Below are 24,932 nucleotides of genomic sequence, written 5' to 3' on the forward strand. Positions count from 1 at the left end.
TAGCTACTGATATTTAGGTAAATTAGGCAGTTGGCAATGGTGGTGGTAACTCATCAGCTTTGATGATGTTTACCTGATTGATTGTTGGTACTTCGTGTTGGTACTCTTTTGGCTCTCGTGGGGTTTCACCATTCATGATTTGCAAAAACTGCTCACGGTCAATGGTTTCCCATTTCATCAAAGCGTCCACCATGGCATGCATTTTGTCATGATTATTGTCAATCAACTGATACGCCACATCGTACTGTTCATCCAAAATCGCTCGCACTTCGGCATCAACTTTTTGCTGAGTCGCCTCAGAGATGGTGCGTGTTGAACCGCCAAAATATCCGCCATGCTCTTCGTCTTCATAGACCATCACACCAAGTTTATCGCTCATGCCATACTTGGTAACCATGGCTCGTGCCATTTTGGTGGCACGCTCAAAATCGTTAGACGCCCCTGTGGATTTGCGGTTGATAAAAATCTCTTCGGCAATCCGCCCACCAAACAAAATAGAGATGTCATTGAGCATTTTATCGCTATAACTGCTGACTGCGTCCTGCTCAGGCAACTGCCATGTTACACCCAACGCCCAGCCACGTGGCATGATGGTTACTTTATGTACAGGGTCAGTGTTGGGCAATAGATGTGCCACCAACGCATGACCTGCTTCATGATAGGCAGTTGCTTTGCGTTCCTCTTCACGCAATACCATAGATTTACGCTCAGGACCCATGTAGAGTTTATCTTTGGCATCTTCAAAGTCGTTCATGTCCACGCTGTGCTTGTTGCGGCGAGCGGCAAAAAGAGCGGCTTCGTTGACAAGGTTGGCAAGCTGAGCACCACTAAATCCGGGTGTGCCACGAGCCAAAGCATTGACATCCACACCGATGGTTTGTGGCAGTTTTTTAAGATGAACATTTAAAATTTGCTCACGACCTTTGATGTCAGGCAAGCCCACAGATACTTGACGGTCAAAACGCCCCGGTCTAAGCAAGGCTTTATCCAAAACGTCCACACGGTTGGTGGCAGCGATAACAATCACGCCATCATTGCCTTCAAAGCCGTCCATCTCTACAAGTAGCTGGTTTAGGGTTTGCTCACGCTCATCATGACCGCCACCCATGCCCGAACCACGATGACGACCCACCGCATCAATCTCATCAATAAAGATGATACAAGGTGCGTTCTTTTTGGCTTGCTCAAACATATCACGCACACGGCTTGCACCCACGCCCACAAACATCTCCACAAAATCTGAGCCAGAGATGGAAAAAAACGGCACTTTGGCTTCACCAGCGATGGCTTTGGCAAGCAAAGTTTTACCTGTACCGGGGGGGCCTACCATCAGCACACCACGGGGAATGGTTGCTCCTAGTTTGGTAAATTTGCTCGGGTCTTTTAAAAAGTCCACAATCTCAACCACCTCTTGCTTGGACTCTTCACAGCCAGCGACATCAGCAAAAGTTACTTTGATTTGGTCTTCTGAGAGCATTTTGGCTTTGGATTTACCAAAACTCATGGGATTACGACCACCCATGCCGCCACCGGCACCACCACCGCCCATGCCGCGCATAAAAAACCAAAACAGTCCAATAAGAAGCAAAATTGGAAACGCTGCGATGAGTAGCTGTGTTCCCACCCCTTGACGCTCAGGGACTGTGCCTTGTATCTCTACGTTGTGTTTACGCAACAGGGGCATCAGCTCATTGTCAGTAATGGCAGGACGTACGGTTTCAAAGTCTGAACCATTGACCTTTTTGCCCACAATCTCCTGTCCGTCAATCTCTACCTTTTGGATTTCACCTTCGGAGACTGCGGTTACGAACGCTGAATAGTTCATCGTGTCCGCCTTGCCTGAACCACGGTCAAGACTGCTAAATACCATGACCACCACAGCGATAATCACGAGCCATAATAAGATATTTTTTACCATATCACTCACAAACGTTTCCTGTTTAGCATTGCTAACTTTTAAAAATAGGTCTAGTAAACCGATATAAGGCTATTTTCATCAAAATCAAGTCATCTATTTGGTTGCCACCCAAAACATCTCTTTGGAGCGTGGGCGAGACGCTTTTGGTTTGATGCTTTTGATTTTGCTAAATTGTTTTTGCATATTGGCTCTGAGCTCTTGTGAGCCTTCGCCCTGAAATACTTTCATAATTAAGGCACCGCCATCAGGCAACACTTTTAGGGCAAAATCCACCGCAAGCTCACACAGATACATCATGCGTGGCATATCCACCGCTGCCATGCCCGATGTGTTTGGTGCCATGTCTGACAACACCACATCCACACGCCGTCCACCAACTTCTGCCATGATTTTATCAAAAATCTCTTGTTCACGAAAATCACCTTGAATGAAGGTAACATTTTCCAAAGTATCCATCGGCAAAATATCAGAAGCAATCAGCGTGCCTGTCTCACCCACGAGCTGTCCTGCCACTTGCGACCAACTGCCCGGGGCACAGCCCAAATCCACCACCGTCATGCCTTTTTTGATGAGCTGTGTTTTGTCGTTGATTTCTAGTAATTTGTAGGCTGCTCTGGCACGATAGCCGTCTTTTTGAGCTTTTTGTACATAATAATCGTCAATATGCTCTTTCATCCAAGCACGACTTGATTTAGAAAACTTCTTGTTGGTAATGCGAGTTGCCATGATTGATGAATTAATGAATTAAAAATAACTGCTTAGTTTACCACTATTAGCACTAAATTTGGCAATTTTTCTGCTATAATGTGTAAAATTTTATCTTTGAGAAATCTTATGGCAAAAAATAAATTTGACAGCTTGTCAAACGACACACTAAAAGAGCTTCGTGGCACTGGTCATCACCTAAGCCCCATCATTATGGTAGGCGGTCATGGTTTATCGCCCACACTCATTGAAGAGACTGCTCGTGCCCTAAATGACCACGAACTTATCAAAATCAAAATCCCCGCAGGCTCTGCTGACGAACGCAAAGCGTGTGCTAATGCTTTGGCAGAAGCTACTGAAAGTACAGTTATTCATCATATTGGACGTATGGTGCTGTTGTTTCGCAAAAATAACACGCCCAACGAAAAATTATCAAACCTTGTTCGCTTTGGCTTTTAATGAATTTTACCACTTCTCATCTGCACGCCTTTTGGGGAAATGCTTGCATATCAACAGATGGCTTTCGTTATTTTTGCCTAAGACCCCACACCCCAAATATGCTTGATATCACCATCAATGTGGTATCTAGTGTGCAGGGTGATTGCTTGCAACTTAGCTATTTTATTGATGGCAAATGTGCAACAAAAAACCCACATCGCTCATCTACAACCGCCTTGATACAGGCAGATTTTTTGTGGGAAAAGACATGTTTTGAGTGCTTTTTTGATTTAAAAGGGATGGATAAAAGCTATTTTGAGCTAAATTTTTGCCCAACAGGCAAATACAACCTATATCAGTTTGATGATTATCGCACACCAAACACTCTGCCCCCCAAACGTGCAACTGGCATGGTGTTTTTAGCAGACAATACCCACGATGACTTACAAGCATCTTATCATCTTGGCATAAAATTAGACAACATTCACACACTCACACCCAATAAAATTCACCCAACTGCCATCATTTACCATAAAGACATGCCCTATTTTTATGCCACAGAACATAGCACACCGCCTGATTTTCATGACAAACGTATTTGGCAAAGTTTTTAGCAGTTATTTGACACAAAAAAAACCGACTTTTATTGTCGGTTTTTATCATCTTACTCATTAAACGCCAAATGCGTGTTTGTGGTGTTAGACGCATCTATATAACGAGTATCACGCCATACGGTGTAGCCATTGTGCTGACTGTATGGACTAAATTTATTTTGGCGGAAATCTGATACCCATTGATTGCCATCATAAATCTGAATATGACCATGTGGGTGTTTACCGCTGCGGTTAAATACCGCCACATCACCTACTTGGGGCGTGTAATTATGATTGCTCAGCTTGGTAAAACCTGCTCCTGCCAAGATACCTTTGCTGGCATACATATAGGCAGATGGCTGGGGGGTAAACTTATAGCCTGCTGACTGCAAGGCTTTACGCACATATAAGGCACAGCGACCTAGGCTTTTACCATGAGCAGCTCTGGTGGCAGCTCGGGCAGCGATACGTGGTGCATCGCTATTTAAGGTGGCGGTTAAAGAAGTGGTATTTTTATTAAATTGATTAAATGCCAATTGAGTATCACGATAAGCTTCATCATACCCATTATTAGATGACATCTCCAAATAACTGTTATCACCTGATGTGATGCCTGTTAAAGGGCGGCTTTGACTGCTTGCTACCAGCCCATCAATCGCTTGGTCTAGCTCAGCATCGCTCATGGTCTTAGCTTCTGGCTTACTCTTTGAGACGATAAATACTTTTCTGCCATCTTCGGAGCTGATACTAATTGTGCCACTTTGAGCGTTTGCACTACCAACTGTCAAGCCAATGGCTGATGCCAACCAAAAAATCTTTTTCATAAAAATAACCTTGAATTTGCAGGATAGATTAATTATCTTATCTGTAAGACTGTATAAGTCGCCTAAGACATGATAAACTAATCTGCTTTACTTTTTTGAGTGTTTAAAGAGTGTCGCCATGCCATCATTCCCTGATTTGCCCCAACATCATTTTGATGATAAGAAAGTCAAAAAACACCTTCCCAACCACCTTGCCACTCGCATAGAACTCCAAGCAGCGGCAGGAGCAAGATTACCCAGTACACTCGCCAAACAGGTGTCCAAGCGACAACACTTAACTGAGCTTGTAAAACAAGCACTGCAAGGACTTCTAACATCAGAAATCCTAGCCTTGTGTCAAGTGGTGCACGCCACCGAAAATAAGCTAACCCTTGCTTTACCTTCGCTGACCGCCATCAACCACCTGCGTTACTTGCACGCAGAGTGTCTTGGTGCATTTAGGCAAAATCCCAAACTGTGTCAATATCAAGAACTTAAATATATCCTAAGTTCAACAAAATATCAACACACATCTTCACAAAACAACTCAAAAAAACCACTAAGTGAAAACACAAGACATACTATAACACAGTACACAAACGTTGTCATCAGTCATGAGCCTTTGCGTCAATCACTTTTAAAGCTAGCACAAAGCGTGCCAATTTCTGATGAAAATCCCTAATAAATTTAGGGAAATTTTTTGGTCAATGTTACTTTATGTAAACAAACCTGTCTTGTTTGAAAAACACCACTTTTTATCGCCAAACAATAAACACTCTCAACACCTTAAAACAAAAACCAATCCTTGATAAGATTGGCTTTTTGAAGTGGTTTTATCATCACGATTAAAAAGCGTATTTCTTGCCTTTTTGTTGCAAGTTTCACGCCAAAAAAAATTTAAAATGGTCAATACATCATGAGACCAACGTGATATTTTCACTAAATTTGCATAAATTATAAGCAATTGGGCAAGTTTCCTTGTCATAAAAAGTTACAATTTTATGGCTATTTGGGTCTGCCAATACCGCTCTGATGAGTGCGTTATTGAGTGCATGACCTGATTTGTATGCCGAAAACTGCCCTAAAATGGCATGACCGATGACATATAAGTCGCCAACAGCGTCTAGCATTTTGTGGCGAACGAACTCATTTGGGTATCTTAACCCACCTGCATTCATCACAGAAGTGTCATCTAACACCACTGCATTGTCCAAACTGCCACCTAGTGCTAAATTGTGCTGACACAAGTATTCTAAATCCTTTAAAAAACCAAAGGTACGAGCCTGCCCCACTTCACGGATAAAGTTTTCAGTATTAAAATCCAGTGTGGTTGTCTGATTGGTCGCTTGAATGGCAGGGTGGTCAAAATCAATCTCAAATTTCATCAAAAAACCCCCATCATAAGGGTCAAATCTTGCCCATTTGTCGCCATCACACACCACAACTGTCTGCTTGATTTTGATGAATTTTTTTAGGTCAGATTGCTCCATCACGCCCGCTTTGTCTATGAGTGATAAAAACACACTGGCTGAACCGTCCATGATGGGAATCTCAGGTGCATCTACTTGTACATACAAATTATCCAAACCAAAGGCAGATACTGCCGACAACAAATGCTCCACCGTGCCAACGCGAGCATCCCCTGCCACCAAATTTGATGACATCATGGTGTCTTGGACGAGCGTGGCAGTCATGGGAATTTTGGCATTTGCCAAATCAGTACGCACAAACACAATACCTGTACCCACAGGAGCAGGGGTCAGCGTTAATGTAACTTCTTTACCACTGTGCAGTCCTATTCCTGTGGCAGTAATGGGCATGGCAAGTGTACGTTGATAAACGGGCGTTTTTTGATTTGACATGAGTTTGTTTTATTTTGTTACAATTGGGGATATTTTAGCACCTGATGTCTTGTTTGTCATCTGCTGACACTTTGATTTAGATGGACTTGTCATTTAGGAAAATCTATCATGGCTTGCCTGAGTGCTTGCCAAGTTGTTTCATGTTCTGGGGCAAATATCCAAAGCACTCCTAAAATAGCGTACAAAACAGCATAAGCAATGGGCTTATTACTCTCAAAAAATTTAAATGCTGTGCCTGATGATTTTTTTAGCTTTAAACCCCACACATCAACGCTGTATAATTCATCTAATATCAAATGCACCAAGCTACCAATGAACAAAAAACCACCAAATAGCCAACTGACTAAGGCGGTTAACTTTAAGCCATGATAAGCCCCATACACCACAAGCAAAGCAAAAACTGCCATATAAGGCACAGAATGCACCATGCCACGATGTACTGTAACTCGGTGAAAAATCTCAAAAATCACATATTTTAGAAAGCAAAACACCGCCACCCACACCGCCAACGCATTTATCACCGCATCAGTGCCAACATGATGAGAAGCGTACAAAATCGCCATGAGTGTCGCCAAAAACAGCTCTGCAATGGCAAAAAACTTTTTGGCAGGGCGTGATGTCCTTAGGTCAATATCAGGCAACAGCCCCCCTATTGTGCCGATAATTGCCCCAAATACGGCGGTACTCACACCATATAATCCCACCCCAAAGCCTGCGACCGCCGCCGCCGAACTTGCCACGACAGCGACAGTTAAATGCGTACGAAAATTCGCCATAATTCATCACAGTAAAAAACCAAATTGTAGCACGAATCATGCCCAAATTTCACGCAATACCCAACTGACCTGTCAGGCAATAGACTGATTCATCTGTCATTTAAGAAGCGATAAACACCATAAATAATCGCACCAATGATGATAATCCCCACAATGAATGTCAAAATCTGCACCCAAAACTTATAGATAAGAAAACCAATGGATACAAGCAAAATCAGACCCAGTATCATCATCGCTTCATCATCGTTTTGTTTTTTAGGATTGGCAAGTTTGTGCAAAAAGTGTAGCACCTCACGCATGTCCTTTTCGTACTGCTGATATTCGTCTAGGGTGGGGTTGTATTTGTCGTGCATGATACGATTGCGTAGATGGTTGCAATGTTGTATTTTTTGTTGAATGTTTTGTGGGAGCTTATCTTGGATGCTAAGATATTTTTCTTTGATACCTGCGCCTGTGGCTTGGCACGCCGCCAGAGCATTTTCTAAGTCCACGCTGTAATTGCGAACATTCATAATGCGTTTGGACATATCCACCACTGTTATTCTCCGTGTTATTATTGGATTATTGTTATTGTATTAGGTTAATTATAAAATAAAATGCATAAACTTTAAAGTTGTGTTTTTTAGTGAATAATGACAACAAAAACCGCCAATTTAGGCGGTTTTCTTATTTTATGGGTTAGTCAAAAATCTTGCCTGCATTCATGATGCCATTAGGGTCAAACACCGCTTTAACTGCTTTCATGTATTCAATTTCAACAGGCGAGCGGGTATAGTCCAAATAAGGCTTTTTGGTCATGCCCACGCCATGCTCGGCAGAGATTGAACCTTTGTATTTTTTGACAGTTTCAAAGACGTATTGATTGACCACTTGGCATTTTTCAAAAAATTCTTCTTTGGACAAATGCTCAGGTTTTAAAATGTTTAAATGCAAATTGCCATCACCAATATGCCCAAACCAACAGATTTCAAAATCAGGATAGTTGTCTTTGACAATGGTCTCAATATCGGCAATAAAATCGCCCAAATAACTAATCAGTACCGACACGTCATTTTTGTAAGGGGTAAACACCGAAATGGTCTCTGAAATGCTTTCACGCAGTTTCCACAGCTCGTGCAGTTGCCCCACACTTTGACTCATCACGCCATCCACAATCAAACCCGCTTCGGCACAGCTCTCAAACACGCTCATGGCGGTATCTAGCACCTCATCAGACACAGCTTCAAATTCTAGCAGGACATAAAACGGCGTTTGGCTGTCAAAAGGGGCTTTGGTATGCCCTGCTTGTATCACTTTATCCACAGCGATTTGGTCAAAAAACTCAAAAGCGGTCAAATGAAGTGCTTTGCCAAACTTGTCAAGCAGTCTCACCACAGCGTTAAAATCAGGCACGCCCAGCACCATGGCGGTCAGATTGACAGGCTGTTTTTCTAGTTTTATCAAAGCCTTGGTAACAAAACCGAGCGTGCCTTCTGCCCCGATAAACAGATGGCGAAAATCATAGCCAGTGGCGTTTTTGAGCATACCGCCGTTTAGCTCCAATACGTCGCCTTTGCCTGTTACCACCGTAAGCCCCAAGATTTGATTGCGTGTCATGCCATAGCGAATCACCTTGATACCACCAGCGTTGGTGCCGATATTGCCACCGATTTGGCTTGACCCAGATGACGCAAAATCCACCGCATAATACAAGTCTTTACTTTCGGCAAACTCTTGTAGAGCCTTGGTAACAACGCCTGCTTCCACTTCCACCATGCGGTCAGCTTCATAAAAGGTGCCAATGGCATTCATTTTATCAAAGCTCACCACCACTTCACCAAAAGCTGCCACCGCTCCAGCCGACAGCCCCGTGCGTCCGCCACTTGGCACAAGATGAATCTTGTACTCATTGGCAAGACGGACAATTTGGGCGACTTCTTCGGTGCTTTTGGGAAACAAGATGGCAGAAGCATTGGGGTCAAAATGCTTTGTCCAGTCTTTACCCCAGTTGTCTAGGCTGTCTTTGTCGGTTTTGATGGTCAAATCGGGCAAAGTGTTATTAAGCTGGTCAAGAAAGGTGCTGATGGTCATAGATAAACCTTTATGATGTGATTGGGCTAAAATTTGGCTATGATAACAGAAAATTGACTTTTGAGAAACCAAGTAGGTATTTGGTGGTGATAATTTAATTGGTTTTGAGCAGTTGCTAGCCAATGCCAAAGTGCTCAGATAAGTCTTGTTCGGTTGTCTCAATCATGCGTTTTAGCCACTTTAATTGTCCATCAGGGGGTAAAAATGGCAAATCTTGCAAACGCCGAATGAGCCGTTCATCATCTACTTGCCATAGGCGGTTTAGACGCTGATGATAGACTTCATCAAAATCACAAGCAAAATGCTCTTGATAGATGGGCTGGGCGTCCTGCCATGATACGCCGAGTACAGGGGCAAGCGGATAAAACTCATTGAACACACTGGTGTACATAAATTTGAGTATCACATCCGTCCACAAAAGTGGCAACTCATAACTGCCAGCTGATTGCCAACGCTCAAACACTAAGGCATACACATCAATGATGTGATTGGACATCTCGTCAAAACACAGCACAAAATCATGGCTAAATATTGGGTGATAACACCAACGCATACCAAAATAATCGGTTAATACTTGACCAAAAGCAATGCTTGCTAACTGGCAAAAGTCAGCTGCATTGGTGCAAAACATTGAATACAAATCTTCGTACTCTACATAGCATACCGCCTCCCAGATGGCGGCACTATTGGCGTTTTGTAGGTCAATTAGGGTGTTTAGTGATGAATGCTTCTGCCACGTTTGGCAAAACTTTGCCAAGCGAGCATCTCGCCATAGGATAAACTGATGTCGTGGTGGGTTAGGGGTGATGATAAAAGGATTAATGGTCATGACTTGTTATGAAATTTTATCCAAACACCATAAATACTAATCACTCGCAGTTTACACCAACAAATAATCACAAAGCAACACTCATCAAAACAACATCAATCTTTCTGCATACTTATTATATTTACTCAATCATGAAAGTATAAATAAAAAAACCCAAACCGAAGTTTGGGATTTTATAATTTGGCACTCCATAGGGGATTCGAACCCCTGTTACCGCCGTGAAAGGGCGATGTCCTAGGCCTCTAGACGAATGGAGCGTAATAACCTAATCAACCAACACAAGAAAATTTGCCTAGGTGCTTGTGTTTTGCACTTTTTAACTTGATATTAAAAAGTGGTGGAGCTAAGCGGAGTCGAACCGCTGACCCCTACAATGCCATTGTAGTGCTCTACCAACTGAGCTATAGCCCCTAATGTTTAGGTGTGCGTATTATAGCAAAAAATTTTATACGGTCAAGAGATTTTTTCTAAAATTTACCAAAAAAAATGATAAAATTTTGATTTTAAAATAAAAATAGCATACTACCAATCTCTTGTAGCAATGATTTCTTCTAGCTCATCACCGGTCAGCTCAAACCCATAGGCAGCAGCAATAAAATCAAACTCTTCACCCATACACTCACGAGCCACCGTTTCAAGGTCAAGCTCACTGTCATATTTATCTTGTAAGTCGTTGATTTTTTCTACGGCAGGATGAGTATATTGGCATAATGCTTCAATCGTGGCAGGTTTACCAGCTTCTATTTGAATGCACATTTCAAGCAAAATTTGCTCAATTTTTGCCACCAAATGTTTGGGATAATAGTCATCCTCATACATCTCTGCCAAAAAGTTGTGATTTTTTAAGGTTTGATTGTTTAAAGTATCTTTGTTTGGCATGGAGTTTCCTTTTAATCGCGGTAAGTTTATCATAAGAGATTTTGTATCAAAAAAACAAGTCATATAAAAACCGATAACTTACTGAAAATTATCGGTTTTTATATGATGATTTATGCTTGATTTAAAAAACTCGGCAAAGATTTATTCACTTCTTCTAGCTTTTTGAGCTTCTTTTTGCCCAGTCCGCCCAAAACTTCACAGGCGTGTCTTAGACGTGCCAAAGTCATGTCCGCCCCAATCACATACATAGAATTCATCACGGGCGTGGAGCTGGTAGAGCCTGCAATCGCCACAAAAAACGGCTGCATAAAATCTTTAAGTTTAATCTCAAAATGAGCTGCCAAGCCTTTGAGCGTGGCATAAATATTCTCTTCGCTCCACACAGGCAAGCTCTCCAACTGCCAAGTGGCAAGGTAGAGAATTTCTAAGAGTTTGTCATTATCTAGTGATTTGTGGGTAAAATCATCTGCACTGATGTTTGGCAGATTTTGAAAATAAAAGCCTGCCCAGTTTACCGCATCTGACAAAACGTTAATGCGTGGGGCAATGGCTTTGGCAATGGCGGTGAGTTTGTCATCATTGCTTGCCCATGCCAAAATCTTAGCCTTTAATTCGTCTGCACTCATGGCACGAAGATACTCGCCATTGAGCCAGTAGAGTTTTTCAACATCAAACACAGGCCCACCCAAAGACACTCGCGTGATGTCAAAGCTTTCTATCATCTCATCAAGGCTAAATTTCTCCGCTTCGTTTGGCAGGCTGTATCCCATACGCCCCAAATAGTTAAGCAGAGCTTCGGGGAGCACGCCTGCGTCCCGATAATAGGTAATGGACGTGGGGTTTTTACGCTTAGAAAGCTTGGATTTGTCAGGGTTACGCAGCAGTGGCATGTGGCACAGCACAGGCATCTCCCAGCCAAAATATTCATAAAGTAGCTTGTGTTTGGGGGCAGAGTTAATCCACTCTTCACCACGAATCACATGGCTGATTTGCATCAAATGGTCGTCCACCACGTTGGCTAAATGATACGTTGGTAGACCATCTGTTTTTAGCAAAACTTGCATATCCACCGTCTCCCACGGAATGCTAATCTCGCCACGCAGCATATCGCTAAACACGCAGTCGCCTTCGGTTGGTACACGCATACGAATGACAAAGGGTTTACCACTTTCTGCCAGTTTATCGCTCTCTTCACGGCTTAAATTGGCATAACGCCCATCATAACGCACAGGCAGGCCTGCCGCTTCTTGCTGTTTACGCATTTCATCTAGCTCATCAGGGGTGCAAAAACAGCGAAAGGCATAACCTTTGTCCAAAAGCTCTTGGGCGTACTTTTTGTAAATCTCGCCACGCTCGCTTTGGCGATAAGGAGCAAACTGACCACCCACATCAGGACCTTCACTCCATGACAGCCCTGCCCATTTTAGGGCGTCCAAAATCATTTGTTCAGATTGGGCGGTGGAGCGAACTTGGTCGGTGTCTTCAATACGCAAAATAAACTCACCGCCTTGGGATTTGGCAAATACCATATTAAACAGGGCAATGTAGGCAGTGCCAACATGGGGAAAGCCTGTGGGGCTTGGGGCAATACGGGTGCGAATTGGGCGTGTCATAAACTTATCTCAATGAATATTTTGGTATATTATAGTCAATTTTGATACCATTGTGGCAAATTTCTAGGATAATTCATCTATTTTACCAAACCAAACAGCTCTTTTATCTAAATAGCACTTATGGCTTAACTGATGATGAAATTGATGTTTGCACACTCATCACACCCCAATTATCCAAGGTGTTATATCTTTATTATCAATAACTTGGGCAAACCATGTCATAAATCACACCCAAGACAACCTATTAGCCCCAAGTGAGCTTTATTTTTCAAAAAAATGGTGATTATTTAGTATTTTATGCCAAAAATCAAAAAGCGTGCATTTGGGGCATTCGCCAAGATGAGTTGTCGTTGGATAGTCCACCTGTTTATCACCATGATGATGAACAAATTTGGCAAAAAGAGCATGGGACGTTGAGTGATTTTGTATCTTATGGCAGATGTACAAGTAGTGTTTGGCTTGTCTTATAACAATGAAGAATTTATCGCGATTGATAGCAATGCCAAAGCTATGATACAAAGCCAATTTAGAAAAGTATGGGGCATTTGTTTATTGGCTTGGCATAGAAATGTTTGGTAATCGTGCTGATGATGTGATGATATTTGGCAAAATGATGGTGATTATGATGTGGCGTACGACTCAGCAGTCAAAGAGCAATTTGATGAGCTTGATAAATACTTAGGGCAGTTAGATTTATCTTCACGACAATGTCTTAGACTAATGTCAATCTTGCCCCTATTGGCAAATGGTCAGACAAATCAGACCACGGCACACCGCCATAAACTTGGGCAGATAGCACCCTTAGATGACGCACATAAATGCGGTCAAGACTGAGCATGGGTAGCTTAGCAGGAAAAGTGGCAGGGTGTTTGCCGTATTTGCTATAAAACACTTCGTGCAAACCCAACCGCCCCAAAAACTGCCCTGACTTTTTTGCCCAATCATTAAAATCCCCCGCCAAAATCAGTGGCTTATCTTTATCAATCTCACTGGCGATATACTCGCTGATGGCTTGGTATTGTTTGGCACGGTCGCTCTCTAACAGATTTAAATGAGCGTTTAGCACCACCACTGGTACGCCCCAATCACTGGGCGTAATCTCACTATGTAGCACGCCACGCTTTTCCAAGGCAGAGACGGTGATATTGACATTGTGTTTGGGGTCAAGGCGGTGGCGTGATAGCGTGGCGTTGCCGTGATGTCCGTGTCCATAACTGGCGTTTTGTCCATAGCTGTGCGACAGCGACAGATACTCGCCAAACCAATCATGTTGTGGGTTGTCAGGATATTCATTAAAGGCAATCGCACGTTTTAGATTTTGCCCTTGTACTTCTTGCAAACACAAAACGTCTATGGGCAAATCTGACAATGCCTGCCCCATGCTTTGCAATTTAACCAAGCGGTTTAAAGGCGACATGCCTTTGTGGATGTTATAAGAAATGACGTTAATGGGAGTCATGATACAGCAGATAAAACATAAGATGACGCATAAAGTATCATCTTATGGATATGATGGCAAGATGGTTTATTTAATGCCACACTTAGTAGCGAGTTACCAAAGCAATATCATCTTGTGCCAAATCTTGTGGTAAAAACACCACATCACCGCCATGACTTGCCACCAGCTCAATGATATCACTCACCACATCATCAGTAACGCCATCACCTGCTGGGTCGTCTGCCAAAGTTAGGCTTTGCATGCTTTCATCAACCAGTGCAGGCTGAATGTAACCAATACGCACATACAAACGCTCGCCCAATCCTTGATAAGCTGACTGATAAATGCTTTGTAAATCGGTACGTAATAGCCCACGAGATTTAGCAAGCCCAATGCCTTCTAGGGACTGTTTTTGACGCTCATCGTGATAGGCTTTGACTGCGTCTTGCACGCCTGCAATGATATGTGCTGACGAGCCGTTTTCTAAGTCAGTGATGTTATCAGCTGAGCCTGCAATGATGTCAGGACGGTCGCACACGTCTTTATAAAACGAGATGTTGCGGGCATCACCCACCACAAACAAGGGGATTTTTTCGCCAGATTTGCCAATCAGCTCTTGAACACTCTTATCCACACGATTTAAAAACTCTTTGAGATAATTATCTTCGTTGGAAGCGGCTGAACGGTCTGCCCCACTGGTGGTGTATAATGTGGTGTTTTCAATCGGAAACGGCAGGTTATCAAACACGCCACGCTCTTGCTCAGGACTGTTTTGGTCAAACTCACGCACCACACGGTCATTAACCGCTTCTATCAGGCGAGCGTGCGTGCGAGTTACCACCACCACATAATAATGCACCGCATGGCTTAGCTCACGCACCAGCTCTCGGGTGGCAAATTTTTTGTCCACCACCACACGTGGCGTAACATCTAAGGGCAAACGCAGCACTTGAACGTCATCTTTGGTGGCAAAAATCGCCAAAGTATCCAAATTATAATTATGGTCAAAGTCAGTCAAAGCGTCTTGGATTTTTGTCATCAGCTCATCGCTGGTGCGTTTGTCATATTCGCCAGTCAAACGAGCAGACGCATCAGATAACGCATTTTTTAAAGCAATGGGGTCTTGCTCATTTTGTGGGTGGGTGCGATGCGTTTTAAGTAGTACCGACAAGGCGGGGTCAGCAGTTACTGCACGCAAATTTTTTAGGGTGTGTTTTAGGTTGACAGTCATCATAACTCCTAGTTGTGTCAATGTCCAAAAGAAAATACCTAATCACAGCTTCATACTGTTAAAACCACTATAACAAAAAATCCCTACGCTTATGGTGGCATTGTATGGCTTTTTTATCACAGACTCTAAAAAACTGTTGATAATAAGTAATATACGCTCACATTGACTTGTAAAATCACCCATCGCCCCCATTTACCGTCCAAAACAAGGCAAACCCAACGGACACAAAACATGATAACATTTACTAGCCCCGCCTTTGATTCACGTTTACAGTTGGTGGATTTTGACAAAACCGATGCTGGCACACTAAGCACACTCATACACCAAGATTTACAGATGGCTGATGAGTTTTTGGATGCCCTGCCCGCCACTGACGACCCACAAGTTGCTCTTGATGTGATTAACCAGTTTAATCGCCTAATGCTGGCTCTAAATCGCAGTTTTGGCGTTTTGTCGCACCTAAACAGCGTGGTCAGCACCGCCGACATTCGCACCGCTCATCATGAAGTACTGCCAAAGCTGTCCGCCTTGCACACCAAAACGGGGCAATCAGTGGCACTTTATCAACTATACAAATTGGTTGATGGCGACAAAAATTTACTCAAAGATGCCACTTTGGCACGAGCCATTGTGTTATCTTTACAAAGTTTTGAACTGTCTGGCGTGGGCTTAGATGATGATAAAAAAGCCCAGTTTGCCAACATTGCCAGCAAACTATCCACACTCTCTGCCAAATTTTCAGACAATGCCTTGGATGCCAGTCAAGCCTTTGCCCTACCCTTGACCGAGCAGCAGCTATCAGGCATTACCCCAACAGGACTAGCCCTACTAAAATCAGCAGGCGATGCCTACAAAGCCAAGCACCCAAACACCGTCCTTGCCACCGACTATGTCGCCACGCTGGATGTGCCAATGTATCTGGCGGTCATGCAGTACGCCGATGACAGAGCCCTGCGTGAAACGCTTTATCACGCCTACAATACCAAAGCAAGCGACCAAAGCACCTTTGGCTATACACAGTTTGATAACAGCCAAATCATGAGCGAGATTTTGTCGCTACGCCAACAAAAAGCACGCCTTTTGGGCTTTGATGACTACACCCAAGTCTCCTTAGCCACCAAAATGGCAGACAGCAAAGAAGAAATTGAAGCGTTTTTGCTGGATTTGGCACACCACGCCACCGCCTTTGCCAAAGCTGAGCTTGCCGAAGTGAGCATTTTGGCAAAAACGCTTGGCATAGATAACGTTGAGCCTTGGGACGTGCCGTATTTGAGCGAAAAAATCCGTAGCGAAAAATACAACCTAAACAGCGAAGAGCTGCGCCCTTATTTTCCTTTGCCTGTGGTGCTGTCAGGGCTGTTTGGTATCATTGACAAACTTTTTGGTGTACAATTTGTAGAACGCACCAGCGAAGTGCCACGCTGGCATACAGACGTGCAGTTTTTTGAGCTTATCCAAGACGGTCAAGTCATCGGCGGCATTTATTTGGATTTGTTTGCTCGCAATGGCAAACGTGGCGGAGCGTGGCTATCCACTTTCCAAGACAAACACAAAGACCAACATGGCGAGAGTCTGCCTGTTGGCTTTATCGTGGGCAATTTTTCGCCTGCGGTGGGAGATTTGCCAAGTTTGTTAAGTTTTGATGAAGTAACCACCTTGTTTCATGAGTTTGGTCATGGGCTGCATCATCTTTTGACTACCGTCAGCCTAAGCGATGTGGCAGGCATTAACGGCGTAGAATGGGACGCGGTGGAGCTGCCCAGTCAGTTTATGGAAAACTTTGCCATTGACAAGGACGGTATCGCCCTTATCAGCCGTCATGTCCAGACAGGTGAGCCACTGCCCCAAGACAAACTAGACGCCCTAATCAATGCCAAAAACTTCCAAAGTGGGCTACAAACCTTACGTCAAGTTGAGTTTGCTTTGTTTGATTTACGCATTCATGGGGCAGATTTACGCAGCTATGATGATATTTTGGCAACACAAAACGCTGTCCGCTCTGATGTTGCGGTCATCATCCCACCTGCCAACAACCGCTTTGCCAACACATTTAGCCACATTTTTGCAGGGGGCTATGCGTCTGGTTATTATTCTTATAAATGGGCAGAGCTGTTGTCAGCGGATGCGTTTAGTAAGTTTGAAAACAACCCAAATCTTGCCACACAAGGCGTGCTTGACCCCGCCACAGGGCTTGCCTTTAAAAGCGAAATTTTGCAAAAAGGCGGTTCTCGCCCTGCCAAAGACAGTTTTGAAGCCTTTATGGGTCGCCCCAAAGACGTCAATGCCCTACTCAAACAAAGCGGTTTTGTTCACTAAACTGACACTTAGACCAACCCTTTTGTCAGGTTGGTCAAATTTGGAAATACTATGCGTTATCAATCCAATCGTCCAAAACGCCAATTTTTGGCAGGGGTAAAATGCTCATCGTGTGGCACGCTAGATAGCACGGTGCAGATACAAATCTTTGAGCCTGCGTTTGATGAATATATTGAATGTGTGCAGTGTGGGCATAGTGAGCGTCGTCCTACCGCCGATGATTTACCAAACATACACAGCGAAAATGACCATAATGGTGTAAGTGTTGTGCGATTTGTGCCAAAATGAATTTTTTGGCATATTTTTTGCTATAAAAATAACATCTTTTATGGATAAACTTGTATTTATTTTATTATTGTGGGTTTGCTGATAAACACCACTCATCATCAGCCCAAGCGAAAAGGTTTATTATGTCAGACCAAAAAAATACCACCGAGACACCAAATATAGATGACTACCTTCTTAACATTGATACAGAAGGCAGTAACGCCCCATCACAGACGATGGAGCAAGGACTGGACATGGATTTTTTAAATCAGTTAGGTGGCGACAGCCCTGACATCTCTACCCAGCCTGATAATACCAATCAAGATACCCCTCTTGATGAGTTTGACTTAGACAGTTTGGAGCTAGATAAGCCAAATGAACCCATGTCGTCTGATGATTTTTTGAACAACAGTTCTGCACCCACCAACGAACCAATGGCTGATTTTTTAGCCACAAGTCCCCAAAATAGCGACACCGACAAAGAAGCTGTTGCGGTTGCAGGTGCAACTGGTTTGGGCGTTGCATTGGCAAAAACTGCCAGTACCGCCAAAAACACACAAAACACAACAGATGACACCAAAAAAAGCAAAGGCTTTTTTAGTGGGCGATTTGGCAAAAAAGAAAAGCCCGCCCCACAGTCTGCCCCAACTGACAGTAGCGAAAATCTGACTGAAACCCTACTGGCAAATAAAGCCCCAAAAAAAGGCTTATTTAGCCGTCTTAACAAAAAAGAACCCACCACAAAGGCAGAAGCCCCCAAGACAGCACCTACCAAAGAAAGCACAAAAACCTTTGGTGGTTTTGGTAAAAAAGCAGACGCTGCCAACACACAAAGACCATCAAGAGCATCCAAAACACCCAAAACCACACCACCTAAAAAAACAGCAACCCCTGATGCCAAAAAGAAACAACAGCTACTTCTTGGTGCCTTGTTGTGCTTGGTGTTATTGGCGGTTGTGGCATATTTATTTTTAAATAACAACACCCCAGAGCCAGCCCCCATCGCCACGCCTGACCCCGCTCCTGCTCAGGTAGAACCAACGCCAGATGAACAGACACAGAGTATTTTGCCAGAGAACAATATTCCTGCGGTGAATCCTGATGAGATTTTAAATGCTGAAATTCCATCAGACCCTGCATTGGTCAAAGAAGAGATTGACCGCTTAAATGACACAGGGGCAAGACTTGATGAGCAAGGCAAAATCATTGAAGAACAACTGACGCTGATGGAAGATTTGACGACTGCCAAAGCTGAGCAAATCGCCCTGCTAGAAAAGCAAATCGCTGAACTAGAAAAGCAAAAAGCTTCTGTTGGTACGCCCGCCCCAGAGCAACCTGCCACCGCACCCCAACCGCAACCGCAACCACAGCAATAAAAAAATAGCCCATCTGGGCTATTTTTATGAGCTCAAAACTATAAGATGCGTATGGCTTGCTCGTTTTTTTGAAGCGCTTTGCCTTCTAGGACAGATTTGGCAACTTGACGCTCTTTGTCCGTCTCAAAACCTGAAATGTGCCAACTTCTGCCCAAATCAGCAATGATGAGCGTGGTATCTGTCAGTGTGATTTGAGCATTATTGGTAAGCTTGATGTGCTGACCGTTTGTAATAAAGGCATGGTTTTTGATGGTGATTTGACCACTTGCAACATGACTTTGATATTGTAAACGGTTTTTGTAGATATTAAATCCAAAAATCAGCACCGCAAATACCGCCATCACACCAATCGTTATTTTTACAGGCATGGTCATTGCCACCACCGCCACCACAACAGCAAGCACAATCAGCCCACTTGCCATCATAAAAAGCGGATTTTTATCCTTACCAACCAGCGTGATGGACACACCATCATCAACAACTTTTAGCATGACAAGCCCAATGTTTGCTGTTGCAGTTTAAAAATCTCTTGAATGCCCACTTCGGCAATATCAAGCATGGCATTTGCTTGCTGACGAGTAAAATGCTTATCTTCTGCCGTGCCTTGAATTTCAATAAATCCGCCTGCTTGTGTCATCACCACATTTAAATCAGTATCACAAGTAGAATCTTCGGCATAGTCCAAATCCAAATACACCTGTCCATTTTTAATACCCACCGACACCGCACCAACCAGCCCAATCAGTGGGTCAGCAGTCAGCTTTTTGTTTCGTTGCAAGTCATTTAGTGCATCAATCAATGCCACCGCAGAGCCTGTAATGCTTGCCGTGCGTGTGCCACCATCTGCTTGTATGACATCACAGTCCACATAGATGGTGTTTTCGCCAAGTTTGGACAAATCCAGCATGGCACGCAATGACCGCCCAATCAGACGCTGAATCTCTTGGGTACGCCCTGACTGCTTGCCACGAGCTGCTTCTCGTTGCGTGCGAGTGCCTGTGGCCCTAGGAAGCATGCCATACTCAGCAGTCAGCCAGCCTTGACCTTGCCCTTTTAACCAACGTGGCACACCTTGCTCTATACTGACGTTGCATAATACTTTGGTGTCGCCAAACTCCACAAGCACCGAACCTTCGGCGTGTTTGGTATAATGACGTGTAAAGCTAATGGGGCGTAAAGCGTTTAAGGGGCGGTTATTTAGTCGCATAAGTTCTCTTTTGATGGTCGTTTATCGCTATTGTAAACCACAAAAAGCCTTTTGACAATTCTCAAAAAAACATTACAATACAATTAAATCAAACCCATCACAAGGACATCTCATGACCGCCCCTTATTTGATTTTTGACATTGAGACCATTCCTGACTTGGTTACGGGACGTGTGCTGTACGGCATAGACATAGAAGATGATAACGATGCCCAGCAAGCACTCATCGCCACACGCCAAGCCGAAGCAGGTAATGATTTTATGCTTTTGCCTTTGCATAAAGTGGCGTGTTTGTCATTTTTGTGGGTGGAGAATAACCAGTTTACTTTACGCTCCTTGTCGCTTGAAACCATGAGTGAAAAGGAAATTTTAGCCACCTTTTTAAGAGCCTTCAAAAAAAATCCCACACTCATCTCATGGAATGGTGCAGGTTTTGATTTGCCTGTACTGCTATATCGCATGACCCATCACAAACTCAACGCCCAACCCCTTGCCAATGCAGGTGTTGGAAAATATGATTATCTAAATCGTTATAGCGAAAAACACATTGACCTGATGGATAAATTTAGCTTTGGCACATGGGGCAACAAACAAAAACTAGACACCATCGCCAGTTTGTGCGGTTTTGCAGGCAAAGGTGAAGTAGATGGTTCACAGGTTGTGCCAATGGTTCAAAATGAAGCGTGGACACAGCTTACCACCTACTGCGAATCGGACGTGTTAAACACATGGCTGATTTATCTAAGATGGCAAATATTAACCAGTAAAGTTGCCCCAATGGCATTTGAAGAGCAGATTCACCAAACCTTAGATTTTATCAGCACACTCAAAAATCCAGATGACACGCCAAGACATCCTAGATTTTTAGAGCAAAAATAGTAGCAGTCTTGCCTTGACATCAATGGTGATTGTGATGGCTGTGGTCGTCATGATGACCTTGATGATGGTGAGAATCATGAGCATCGTGATGACCGTGCATTAGGTGCATGACCGTAGGCGACAACATCACAAACAGTCCAGACACCAACATGACCGCCCCACTAAACTTACGCAGGTTAAATGCTTTGACTTTGCTTTGTAGCCACGATAATGCCGTTCCTGTCAAAACCAACATCGGCAACGTCCCTATCCCAAACGCCATCATAAACAGCATACCCATACCACTAATTGAGCTGGTCGCTGCGACGCTCATTGCCATCACCAACGCTCCATAGACCAAACCACAAGGCAACAAACCCCACAGCAGTCCTGCTGATAACGCTTTGGGAATGCTATCCATTGGTAGCACCTTTTGGCGAATGGGTGCTAAGGCATTCCAAACCCCCAAACCAAGCCTTTCAAGGCGATTTAAAAACGGCACACCCAACATCAGCAAAGATGCAAACACCAATGCCAAACCAAGCACAATGCGTGGCAGGGCGTTATTTGTCAAAAACGGTGCCAACACTTCTTGACCAAACAAACTGGCAAACAGCCCAAGCCCCATATAGCTCATTATCCGTCCAGTGTGATAAGTCGCTATCAGCACACCACGTTTTTTGGGGTTCAGTGATTTCATAGAAATCCCAAACGCCGTAACAATACCCCCACACATACCCATACAGTGCGGTGAACCCAAAAACCCTATCAGCAAAGCAGGAATTAATAAAGTCATACTCATTGGCTATCTCTTATTTATTGACTGGCGTATCGCTTGTCTCTATTTGTCGTCTTGATTGACGGTCATCTAGGATAATCTGGTCAGGTGCGTTATCTAAATCTTCAAACTGATTAGATTTTACCGCATAATAAATCGCCCAAATTCCCACCACAAAAAGCATTAAGCTCAGCGGAATGAGCAAATAAATACTAATCACAACAATCACCCAATTATTATTTTCATGACACATATGGTGATTTACAAGAACTAAATCACATCTACCATTATAAAACCAAAAACACACAAAAACCACCAAAAACATTGGCTTGTGCCAAAAAAATCCCCAATTTTTATGATTGAAAAATAACCATTATTTTACTAAATCGTAAAATATTGTAAATTTATTAGCCAAAATATTAACAAAAAAGTGTATTTTTTACCATTCATTCAACAAATCAACACCGCTTGTCTTGACTTTTTCTCAAACTACAATAAAGCAACAAATCCGCCACTTTTTGTACAAGATTAACGCACGAATAAGTGTTAAAATTACTAGCATAAATAATCACTTAGCTCATTTTTTGTCATACCAAAAGAAGACCCATCATGAATCATCTATGGACGAACTTACCCCACTTTTTGCGTACGGCATCATGGCGTGCGACAACTTGTGCGTCCTTATGTCTTGTTCCGATGATGGGGGGATTTGTGGCAGGCTGTGCAGACACTCAAAACGCCAAGCAAATCCACGCCATACAGCATCCATCAGAGGCTGAGTTTTCACCTTTGGCAACTTTCACCGCCCCAAATCAAGTCGTCATACAAGGTCAAAAAAACGCCTTGATACATTTTATGGCAAAAAAATGGCGATTAAAAAACATCAATCACATTCCCGTTGGTCAAGAAGTCATTGTTGATTTAAGCCATTTTACCCAATCAACAGGGGTGGTTCATACTGATTGTGATGAGATTTTTTTTGAGATGGACACTCAAAAGGTGCTTTCAGGCAGTCTTAGCACCATCAGTTTAGAACGTAAAATGAAAGATTGCACTCATGATTTGGGAGATGACATCATGCGAATTTTGGGAGATTTGCACAGTTTTTCTCACAAAGACGGTGTACTGACCTTGATTAGTCTCAAAGACAAAGTAGAGCTGGTGGCGATAAATTAACCTACCCATTTACCCAAAAATCTGCTAAACTCCTTATGTGAAGTCCACAAGGAGTTATTATGAAAGTTGTTGCTATTTTTATTGATGCTGATAACATCTCTGCCCACTATTCCCAAGACATCATCACAACCGCCAAACGTTATGGCACAATTAGCATAAAACGTGTTTATACCAACTGGATAAAAACTCAAACTCACACTTGGAAAGATGAATGCATCAAATATGGACTAAGTGCTGTTCAACAATTTGACCATCTTAGTGGCAAAAACTCCTCCGACATGGCGGTCAGCATTGATGTAATGGAAGCCTTATTTACCAAGCAGATTGATGTATTTTGTTTGGTATCATCTGACAGCGATTTTACGCCTTTATGCACCAAACTTCAAGAATATGGCAAAACAGTCATTGGCATGGGTGGTAAAAATGCCTCCAAATCACTCATCAATGCCTGTCATGAGTTTCATTATCTCACCAAAAATGACATTCCGCCACCGCCTGTGTTTGTCAAACCCGTAGATGCTCACCACCAAAAACACCGTCCCAACCCCAATAACGACCAAAGACTCATCAAAGCCATCATGCAAATGATTAACGAATATGGCAATGATGGCAAGCTGACCACCGCAAAACTTGGGCAGACACTGCGTGCACAACACCCCAACTTTAACCCAAATTTCTACGGTTATGATAAAATCGGTGAGCTGTTGCGTGTGATGAAAGATTTTGACGTTGAAAACGTTGGCTCTACTCAGTATGTCAGCCTGCACCAAGCCAAAACGGTCAATCTGCCTTATGACGAAATGACGCCATCTGCCACCATACAATCTGCCACAGATGCAACCGCTCTTTTCAAAGACACCGTACTTACCAACGCACTGTCTAATGCCATCGCCCTGCACCAAGACGCAGATGGCTGGGCACCTTTAAATGATGTAGAACCTTATTTAAATGACACTTTTGGGATTTTAAGCCAAAATTATGGCTACGCTAATATCAGCGACCTACTAAAAAATCTCTCCATGCTCTTTAACACCAAAAAATATGCTGGCGTTTATTATGCCCAAGACAAACGCACCACCCCCACCCAAAAAACCGCCATCTCAAATGCTCGCCTGCCGACCGATGAGCTCCAACAAGACACCCATCTTATCCAAATTCTGCGTCAAGGCATCCGAAACCACGCTGATAACCACGGCTGGGCAAGCTGTGCAAATGTGGGTAAGTTTATGCGTGAACATCAGCTCTCCCCAAAAAACTATGGCTATCGCAATTTGACCGAGCTGGTCAAGGCATTGGACATTTTTGACATTAAAATTGACAACAACGCACACTACCTAAGCGACCCTAATGCCAAACCCAAGCCCACACCACCTGTTACACCAGCAAGCTTTGAGCATGAGCAAGCAGATGACACCAATACGCCAATCACACAAGAGCTGTTGTCTTTATTGAGTGAATCAGATGACGACGAGGACTTAAACGACATTGTCAAAGACATCATCAGCACCCTAAGCCCTGATGGCGACTGGGTAAGAGCTTCTAGCGTTACTAGCCACCTACGCCGACGTCATGAAGTCAAAGCAAGTGATTTTGGTTTTAGCACATTTGCTGAGCTTTATGAGCAGTTAGATGGCATACAGTGCCAAAAACAAGGGCGTGTCTTACTCATCAAAACCATCTAAATCAAAAAACAGTTGCCACAATGGGCAGAGTTTGAGAAAATAGACACTTAAATGAATGCTATTTAAGCAAGTTTCATTTTCTCATCTGAACTTATGCCCAAATCGGGATAACTGACAAA

Annotated in this window: 26 protein-coding genes and 2 tRNA genes; 10 read left to right on the top strand and 18 right to left on the bottom strand. The window is 43.4% G+C overall.

The features are described from left to right. Nucleotides 1–22: 22 nt before the first annotated feature. Complete coding sequence (gene ftsH, locus CEW93_RS08195; protein ID WP_089538545.1) at nucleotides 23–1,918, bottom strand: ATP-dependent zinc metalloprotease FtsH; 1,896 nt, start codon at nucleotides 1,916–1,918, stop codon at nucleotides 23–25. Between the two features lie 93 nt (nucleotides 1,919–2,011). Next, on the bottom strand, nucleotides 2,012–2,644 hold the full coding sequence (locus CEW93_RS08200; protein WP_089538477.1) for an RlmE family RNA methyltransferase: 633 nt from the start codon (nucleotides 2,642–2,644) through the stop codon (nucleotides 2,012–2,014). A gap of 108 nt (nucleotides 2,645–2,752) precedes the next feature. Here CEW93_RS08200 and CEW93_RS08205 point away from each other — a divergent pair, with 108 nt between their 5' ends. Both CEW93_RS08205 and CEW93_RS08210 read left to right on the top strand, forming a co-directional pair. Then, nucleotides 2,753–3,082, top strand: coding sequence for a YhbY family RNA-binding protein (locus CEW93_RS08205; RefSeq protein ID WP_089538478.1), 330 nt, complete (start codon nucleotides 2,753–2,755; stop codon nucleotides 3,080–3,082). Then, nucleotides 3,082–3,675: a hypothetical protein gene (locus CEW93_RS08210; RefSeq protein WP_089538479.1), complete on the top strand. Its 594-nt coding sequence runs from the start codon at nucleotides 3,082–3,084 to the stop codon at nucleotides 3,673–3,675. Before CEW93_RS08205 ends, CEW93_RS08210 begins: the two co-directional genes overlap by 1 nt. 50 nt (nucleotides 3,676–3,725) lie before the next feature. Here the strand turns inward: CEW93_RS08210 and CEW93_RS08215 are convergent, their stop codons facing one another. Continuing rightward, nucleotides 3,726–4,478, bottom strand: coding sequence for a CHAP domain-containing protein (locus tag CEW93_RS08215; RefSeq protein ID WP_089538480.1), 753 nt, complete (start codon nucleotides 4,476–4,478; stop codon nucleotides 3,726–3,728). A 118-nt stretch (nucleotides 4,479–4,596) separates the two neighbouring features. Here CEW93_RS08215 and CEW93_RS08220 point away from each other — a divergent pair, with 118 nt between their 5' ends. Beyond that, the gene (locus CEW93_RS08220) at nucleotides 4,597–5,139 is read left to right on the top strand and encodes a hypothetical protein (protein WP_089538481.1); all 543 of its coding nucleotides are present in this window, start codon (nucleotides 4,597–4,599) and stop codon (nucleotides 5,137–5,139) included. A gap of 232 nt (nucleotides 5,140–5,371) precedes the next feature. Here CEW93_RS08220 and lpxC read toward each other — a convergent pair whose 3' ends face one another. The 9 genes from lpxC to gltX all read right to left on the bottom strand — a co-directional run bounded on the left by lpxC (nucleotide 5,372) and on the right by gltX (nucleotide 12,486). Further along, the gene (lpxC, locus tag CEW93_RS08225; protein ID WP_089538482.1) at nucleotides 5,372–6,319 is read right to left on the bottom strand and encodes a UDP-3-O-acyl-N-acetylglucosamine deacetylase; all 948 of its coding nucleotides are present in this window, start codon (nucleotides 6,317–6,319) and stop codon (nucleotides 5,372–5,374) included. Nucleotides 6,320–6,408: 89 nt separating this feature from the next. Then, the gene (locus tag CEW93_RS08230) at nucleotides 6,409–7,095 is read right to left on the bottom strand and encodes a metal-dependent hydrolase (RefSeq protein WP_089538483.1); all 687 of its coding nucleotides are present in this window, start codon (nucleotides 7,093–7,095) and stop codon (nucleotides 6,409–6,411) included. An 89-nt stretch (nucleotides 7,096–7,184) separates the two neighbouring features. Beyond that, nucleotides 7,185–7,622: a hypothetical protein gene (locus CEW93_RS08235; protein ID WP_186727941.1), complete on the bottom strand. Its 438-nt coding sequence runs from the start codon at nucleotides 7,620–7,622 to the stop codon at nucleotides 7,185–7,187. A gap of 151 nt (nucleotides 7,623–7,773) precedes the next feature. Next, complete coding sequence (locus tag CEW93_RS08240; RefSeq protein ID WP_089538485.1) at nucleotides 7,774–9,165, bottom strand: FAD-binding oxidoreductase; 1,392 nt, start codon at nucleotides 9,163–9,165, stop codon at nucleotides 7,774–7,776. Nucleotides 9,166–9,280: 115 nt separating this feature from the next. Beyond that, nucleotides 9,281–9,994: a hypothetical protein gene (locus tag CEW93_RS08245; protein ID WP_089538486.1), complete on the bottom strand. Its 714-nt coding sequence runs from the start codon at nucleotides 9,992–9,994 to the stop codon at nucleotides 9,281–9,283. A 181-nt stretch (nucleotides 9,995–10,175) separates the two neighbouring features. Continuing rightward, nucleotides 10,176–10,251, bottom strand: a tRNA-Glu gene (locus tag CEW93_RS08250). A gap of 78 nt (nucleotides 10,252–10,329) precedes the next feature. Further along, nucleotides 10,330–10,405 (bottom strand) — tRNA-Ala (locus CEW93_RS08255). A 111-nt stretch (nucleotides 10,406–10,516) separates the two neighbouring features. Further along, entirely contained in the window at nucleotides 10,517–10,873 is a 357-nt protein-coding gene (locus CEW93_RS08260) for a DUF5713 family protein (protein WP_089538487.1), read from the bottom strand. Nucleotides 10,874–10,983: 110 nt separating this feature from the next. Next, nucleotides 10,984–12,486 (bottom strand): glutamate--tRNA ligase, encoded by a 1,503-nt coding sequence (gene gltX / locus CEW93_RS08265; RefSeq protein ID WP_089538488.1) that lies wholly within the window; start codon nucleotides 12,484–12,486, stop codon nucleotides 10,984–10,986. A 254-nt stretch (nucleotides 12,487–12,740) separates the two neighbouring features. Between gltX and CEW93_RS08270 the strand changes: the two genes are divergently transcribed. Continuing rightward, a complete protein-coding gene (locus tag CEW93_RS08270) occupies nucleotides 12,741–12,956 on the top strand; it encodes a hypothetical protein (protein WP_089538489.1) in 216 nt (71 codons plus the stop codon). 242 nt (nucleotides 12,957–13,198) lie between these two features. On the opposite strand, the gene CEW93_RS08275 is transcribed toward CEW93_RS08270, so the two are convergent. After that, on the bottom strand, nucleotides 13,199–13,945 hold the full coding sequence (locus CEW93_RS08275; RefSeq protein WP_089538490.1) for an endonuclease/exonuclease/phosphatase family protein: 747 nt from the start codon (nucleotides 13,943–13,945) through the stop codon (nucleotides 13,199–13,201). Between the two features lie 82 nt (nucleotides 13,946–14,027). Next, nucleotides 14,028–15,155: a hypothetical protein gene (locus CEW93_RS08280; protein WP_089538491.1), complete on the bottom strand. Its 1,128-nt coding sequence runs from the start codon at nucleotides 15,153–15,155 to the stop codon at nucleotides 14,028–14,030. A gap of 231 nt (nucleotides 15,156–15,386) precedes the next feature. Here CEW93_RS08280 and CEW93_RS08285 point away from each other — a divergent pair, with 231 nt between their 5' ends. The 3 genes from CEW93_RS08285 (at nucleotide 15,387) to CEW93_RS08295 (ending at nucleotide 19,114) form a co-directional block, all read left to right on the top strand. Continuing rightward, nucleotides 15,387–17,471, top strand: coding sequence for a M3 family metallopeptidase (locus CEW93_RS08285; protein WP_089538492.1), 2,085 nt, complete (start codon nucleotides 15,387–15,389; stop codon nucleotides 17,469–17,471). Between the two features lie 51 nt (nucleotides 17,472–17,522). Beyond that, nucleotides 17,523–17,759, top strand: a complete 237-nt coding sequence (locus CEW93_RS08290; RefSeq protein ID WP_089538493.1) for a YheV family putative metal-binding protein — start codon at nucleotides 17,523–17,525, stop codon at nucleotides 17,757–17,759. Nucleotides 17,760–17,881: 122 nt separating this feature from the next. Continuing rightward, nucleotides 17,882–19,114, top strand: coding sequence for a hypothetical protein (locus CEW93_RS08295; protein ID WP_089538494.1), 1,233 nt, complete (start codon nucleotides 17,882–17,884; stop codon nucleotides 19,112–19,114). 38 nt (nucleotides 19,115–19,152) lie between these two features. On the opposite strand, the gene CEW93_RS08300 is transcribed toward CEW93_RS08295, so the two are convergent. Beyond that, nucleotides 19,153–19,605: a hypothetical protein gene (locus CEW93_RS08300; protein WP_089538495.1), complete on the bottom strand. Its 453-nt coding sequence runs from the start codon at nucleotides 19,603–19,605 to the stop codon at nucleotides 19,153–19,155. After that, nucleotides 19,599–20,321: a ribonuclease PH gene (gene rph, locus CEW93_RS08305; protein ID WP_089538496.1), complete on the bottom strand. Its 723-nt coding sequence runs from the start codon at nucleotides 20,319–20,321 to the stop codon at nucleotides 19,599–19,601. Before rph ends, CEW93_RS08300 begins: the two co-directional genes overlap by 7 nt. Before the next feature lie 112 nt (nucleotides 20,322–20,433). Here rph and CEW93_RS08310 point away from each other — a divergent pair, with 112 nt between their 5' ends. Then, nucleotides 20,434–21,198 (top strand): 3'-5' exonuclease, encoded by a 765-nt coding sequence (locus CEW93_RS08310; RefSeq protein WP_089538497.1) that lies wholly within the window; start codon nucleotides 20,434–20,436, stop codon nucleotides 21,196–21,198. Between the two features lie 19 nt (nucleotides 21,199–21,217). On the opposite strand, the gene CEW93_RS08315 is transcribed toward CEW93_RS08310, so the two are convergent. Continuing rightward, nucleotides 21,218–21,979, bottom strand: a complete 762-nt coding sequence (locus CEW93_RS08315; protein WP_089538498.1) for a sulfite exporter TauE/SafE family protein — start codon at nucleotides 21,977–21,979, stop codon at nucleotides 21,218–21,220. A gap of 10 nt (nucleotides 21,980–21,989) precedes the next feature. Next, nucleotides 21,990–22,175 (bottom strand): cbb3-type cytochrome oxidase assembly protein CcoS, encoded by a 186-nt coding sequence (gene ccoS, locus CEW93_RS08320; RefSeq protein WP_186727942.1) that lies wholly within the window; start codon nucleotides 22,173–22,175, stop codon nucleotides 21,990–21,992. Between the two features lie 389 nt (nucleotides 22,176–22,564). Between ccoS and CEW93_RS08325 the strand changes: the two genes are divergently transcribed. Together CEW93_RS08325 and CEW93_RS08330 are read left to right on the top strand one after the other, a co-directional pair. Next, nucleotides 22,565–23,131 carry a hypothetical protein gene (locus CEW93_RS08325; protein ID WP_143822734.1) on the top strand — a complete coding sequence of 189 codons (567 nt, stop codon included), beginning with the start codon at nucleotides 22,565–22,567 and terminating at the stop codon, nucleotides 23,129–23,131. Nucleotides 23,132–23,190: 59 nt separating this feature from the next. Continuing rightward, nucleotides 23,191–24,813, top strand: a complete 1,623-nt coding sequence (locus CEW93_RS08330) for an NYN domain-containing protein (RefSeq protein ID WP_089538500.1) — start codon at nucleotides 23,191–23,193, stop codon at nucleotides 24,811–24,813. Nucleotides 24,814–24,932 lie beyond the last annotated feature (119 nt).

Source organism: Moraxella sp. VT-16-12 (genome assembly GCF_002224245.2).
Taxonomy (GTDB): Bacteria; Pseudomonadota; Gammaproteobacteria; order Pseudomonadales; family Moraxellaceae; genus Moraxella.

Coding starts and splice junctions, on each gene's coding strand:
- CEW93_RS08300 (WP_089538495.1), bottom strand. CDS start 19,605: ATGCTAAAAGTTGTTGATGATGGTGTGTCCATCACGCTGGTTGGTAAG.
- CEW93_RS08210 (WP_089538479.1), top strand. CDS start 3,082: ATGAATTTTACCACTTCTCATCTGCACGCCTTTTGGGGAAATGCTTGC.
- CEW93_RS08275 (WP_089538490.1), bottom strand. CDS start 13,945: ATGACTCCCATTAACGTCATTTCTTATAACATCCACAAAGGCATGTCG.
- rph (WP_089538496.1), bottom strand. CDS start 20,321: ATGCGACTAAATAACCGCCCCTTAAACGCTTTACGCCCCATTAGCTTT.
- lpxC (WP_089538482.1), bottom strand. CDS start 6,319: ATGTCAAATCAAAAAACGCCCGTTTATCAACGTACACTTGCCATGCCC.
- CEW93_RS08245 (WP_089538486.1), bottom strand. CDS start 9,994: ATGACCATTAATCCTTTTATCATCACCCCTAACCCACCACGACATCAG.
- CEW93_RS08260 (WP_089538487.1), bottom strand. CDS start 10,873: ATGCCAAACAAAGATACTTTAAACAATCAAACCTTAAAAAATCACAAC.
- CEW93_RS08325 (WP_143822734.1), top strand. CDS start 22,565: ATGAATCATCTATGGACGAACTTACCCCACTTTTTGCGTACGGCATCA.
- CEW93_RS08290 (WP_089538493.1), top strand. CDS start 17,523: ATGCGTTATCAATCCAATCGTCCAAAACGCCAATTTTTGGCAGGGGTA.
- CEW93_RS08220 (WP_089538481.1), top strand. CDS start 4,597: ATGCCATCATTCCCTGATTTGCCCCAACATCATTTTGATGATAAGAAA.
- CEW93_RS08310 (WP_089538497.1), top strand. CDS start 20,434: ATGACCGCCCCTTATTTGATTTTTGACATTGAGACCATTCCTGACTTG.
- CEW93_RS08295 (WP_089538494.1), top strand. CDS start 17,882: ATGTCAGACCAAAAAAATACCACCGAGACACCAAATATAGATGACTAC.
- gltX (WP_089538488.1), bottom strand. CDS start 12,486: ATGACACGCCCAATTCGCACCCGTATTGCCCCAAGCCCCACAGGCTTT.
- ftsH (WP_089538545.1), bottom strand. CDS start 1,918: ATGGTAAAAAATATCTTATTATGGCTCGTGATTATCGCTGTGGTGGTC.
- CEW93_RS08330 (WP_089538500.1), top strand. CDS start 23,191: ATGAAAGTTGTTGCTATTTTTATTGATGCTGATAACATCTCTGCCCAC.
- CEW93_RS08315 (WP_089538498.1), bottom strand. CDS start 21,979: ATGAGTATGACTTTATTAATTCCTGCTTTGCTGATAGGGTTTTTGGGT.
- CEW93_RS08205 (WP_089538478.1), top strand. CDS start 2,753: ATGGCAAAAAATAAATTTGACAGCTTGTCAAACGACACACTAAAAGAG.
- CEW93_RS08200 (WP_089538477.1), bottom strand. CDS start 2,644: ATGGCAACTCGCATTACCAACAAGAAGTTTTCTAAATCAAGTCGTGCT.
- CEW93_RS08230 (WP_089538483.1), bottom strand. CDS start 7,095: ATGGCGAATTTTCGTACGCATTTAACTGTCGCTGTCGTGGCAAGTTCG.
- CEW93_RS08240 (WP_089538485.1), bottom strand. CDS start 9,165: ATGACCATCAGCACCTTTCTTGACCAGCTTAATAACACTTTGCCCGAT.
- CEW93_RS08215 (WP_089538480.1), bottom strand. CDS start 4,478: ATGAAAAAGATTTTTTGGTTGGCATCAGCCATTGGCTTGACAGTTGGT.
- CEW93_RS08285 (WP_089538492.1), top strand. CDS start 15,387: ATGATAACATTTACTAGCCCCGCCTTTGATTCACGTTTACAGTTGGTG.
- CEW93_RS08235 (WP_186727941.1), bottom strand. CDS start 7,622: ATGTCCAAACGCATTATGAATGTTCGCAATTACAGCGTGGACTTAGAA.
- CEW93_RS08280 (WP_089538491.1), bottom strand. CDS start 15,155: ATGACTGTCAACCTAAAACACACCCTAAAAAATTTGCGTGCAGTAACT.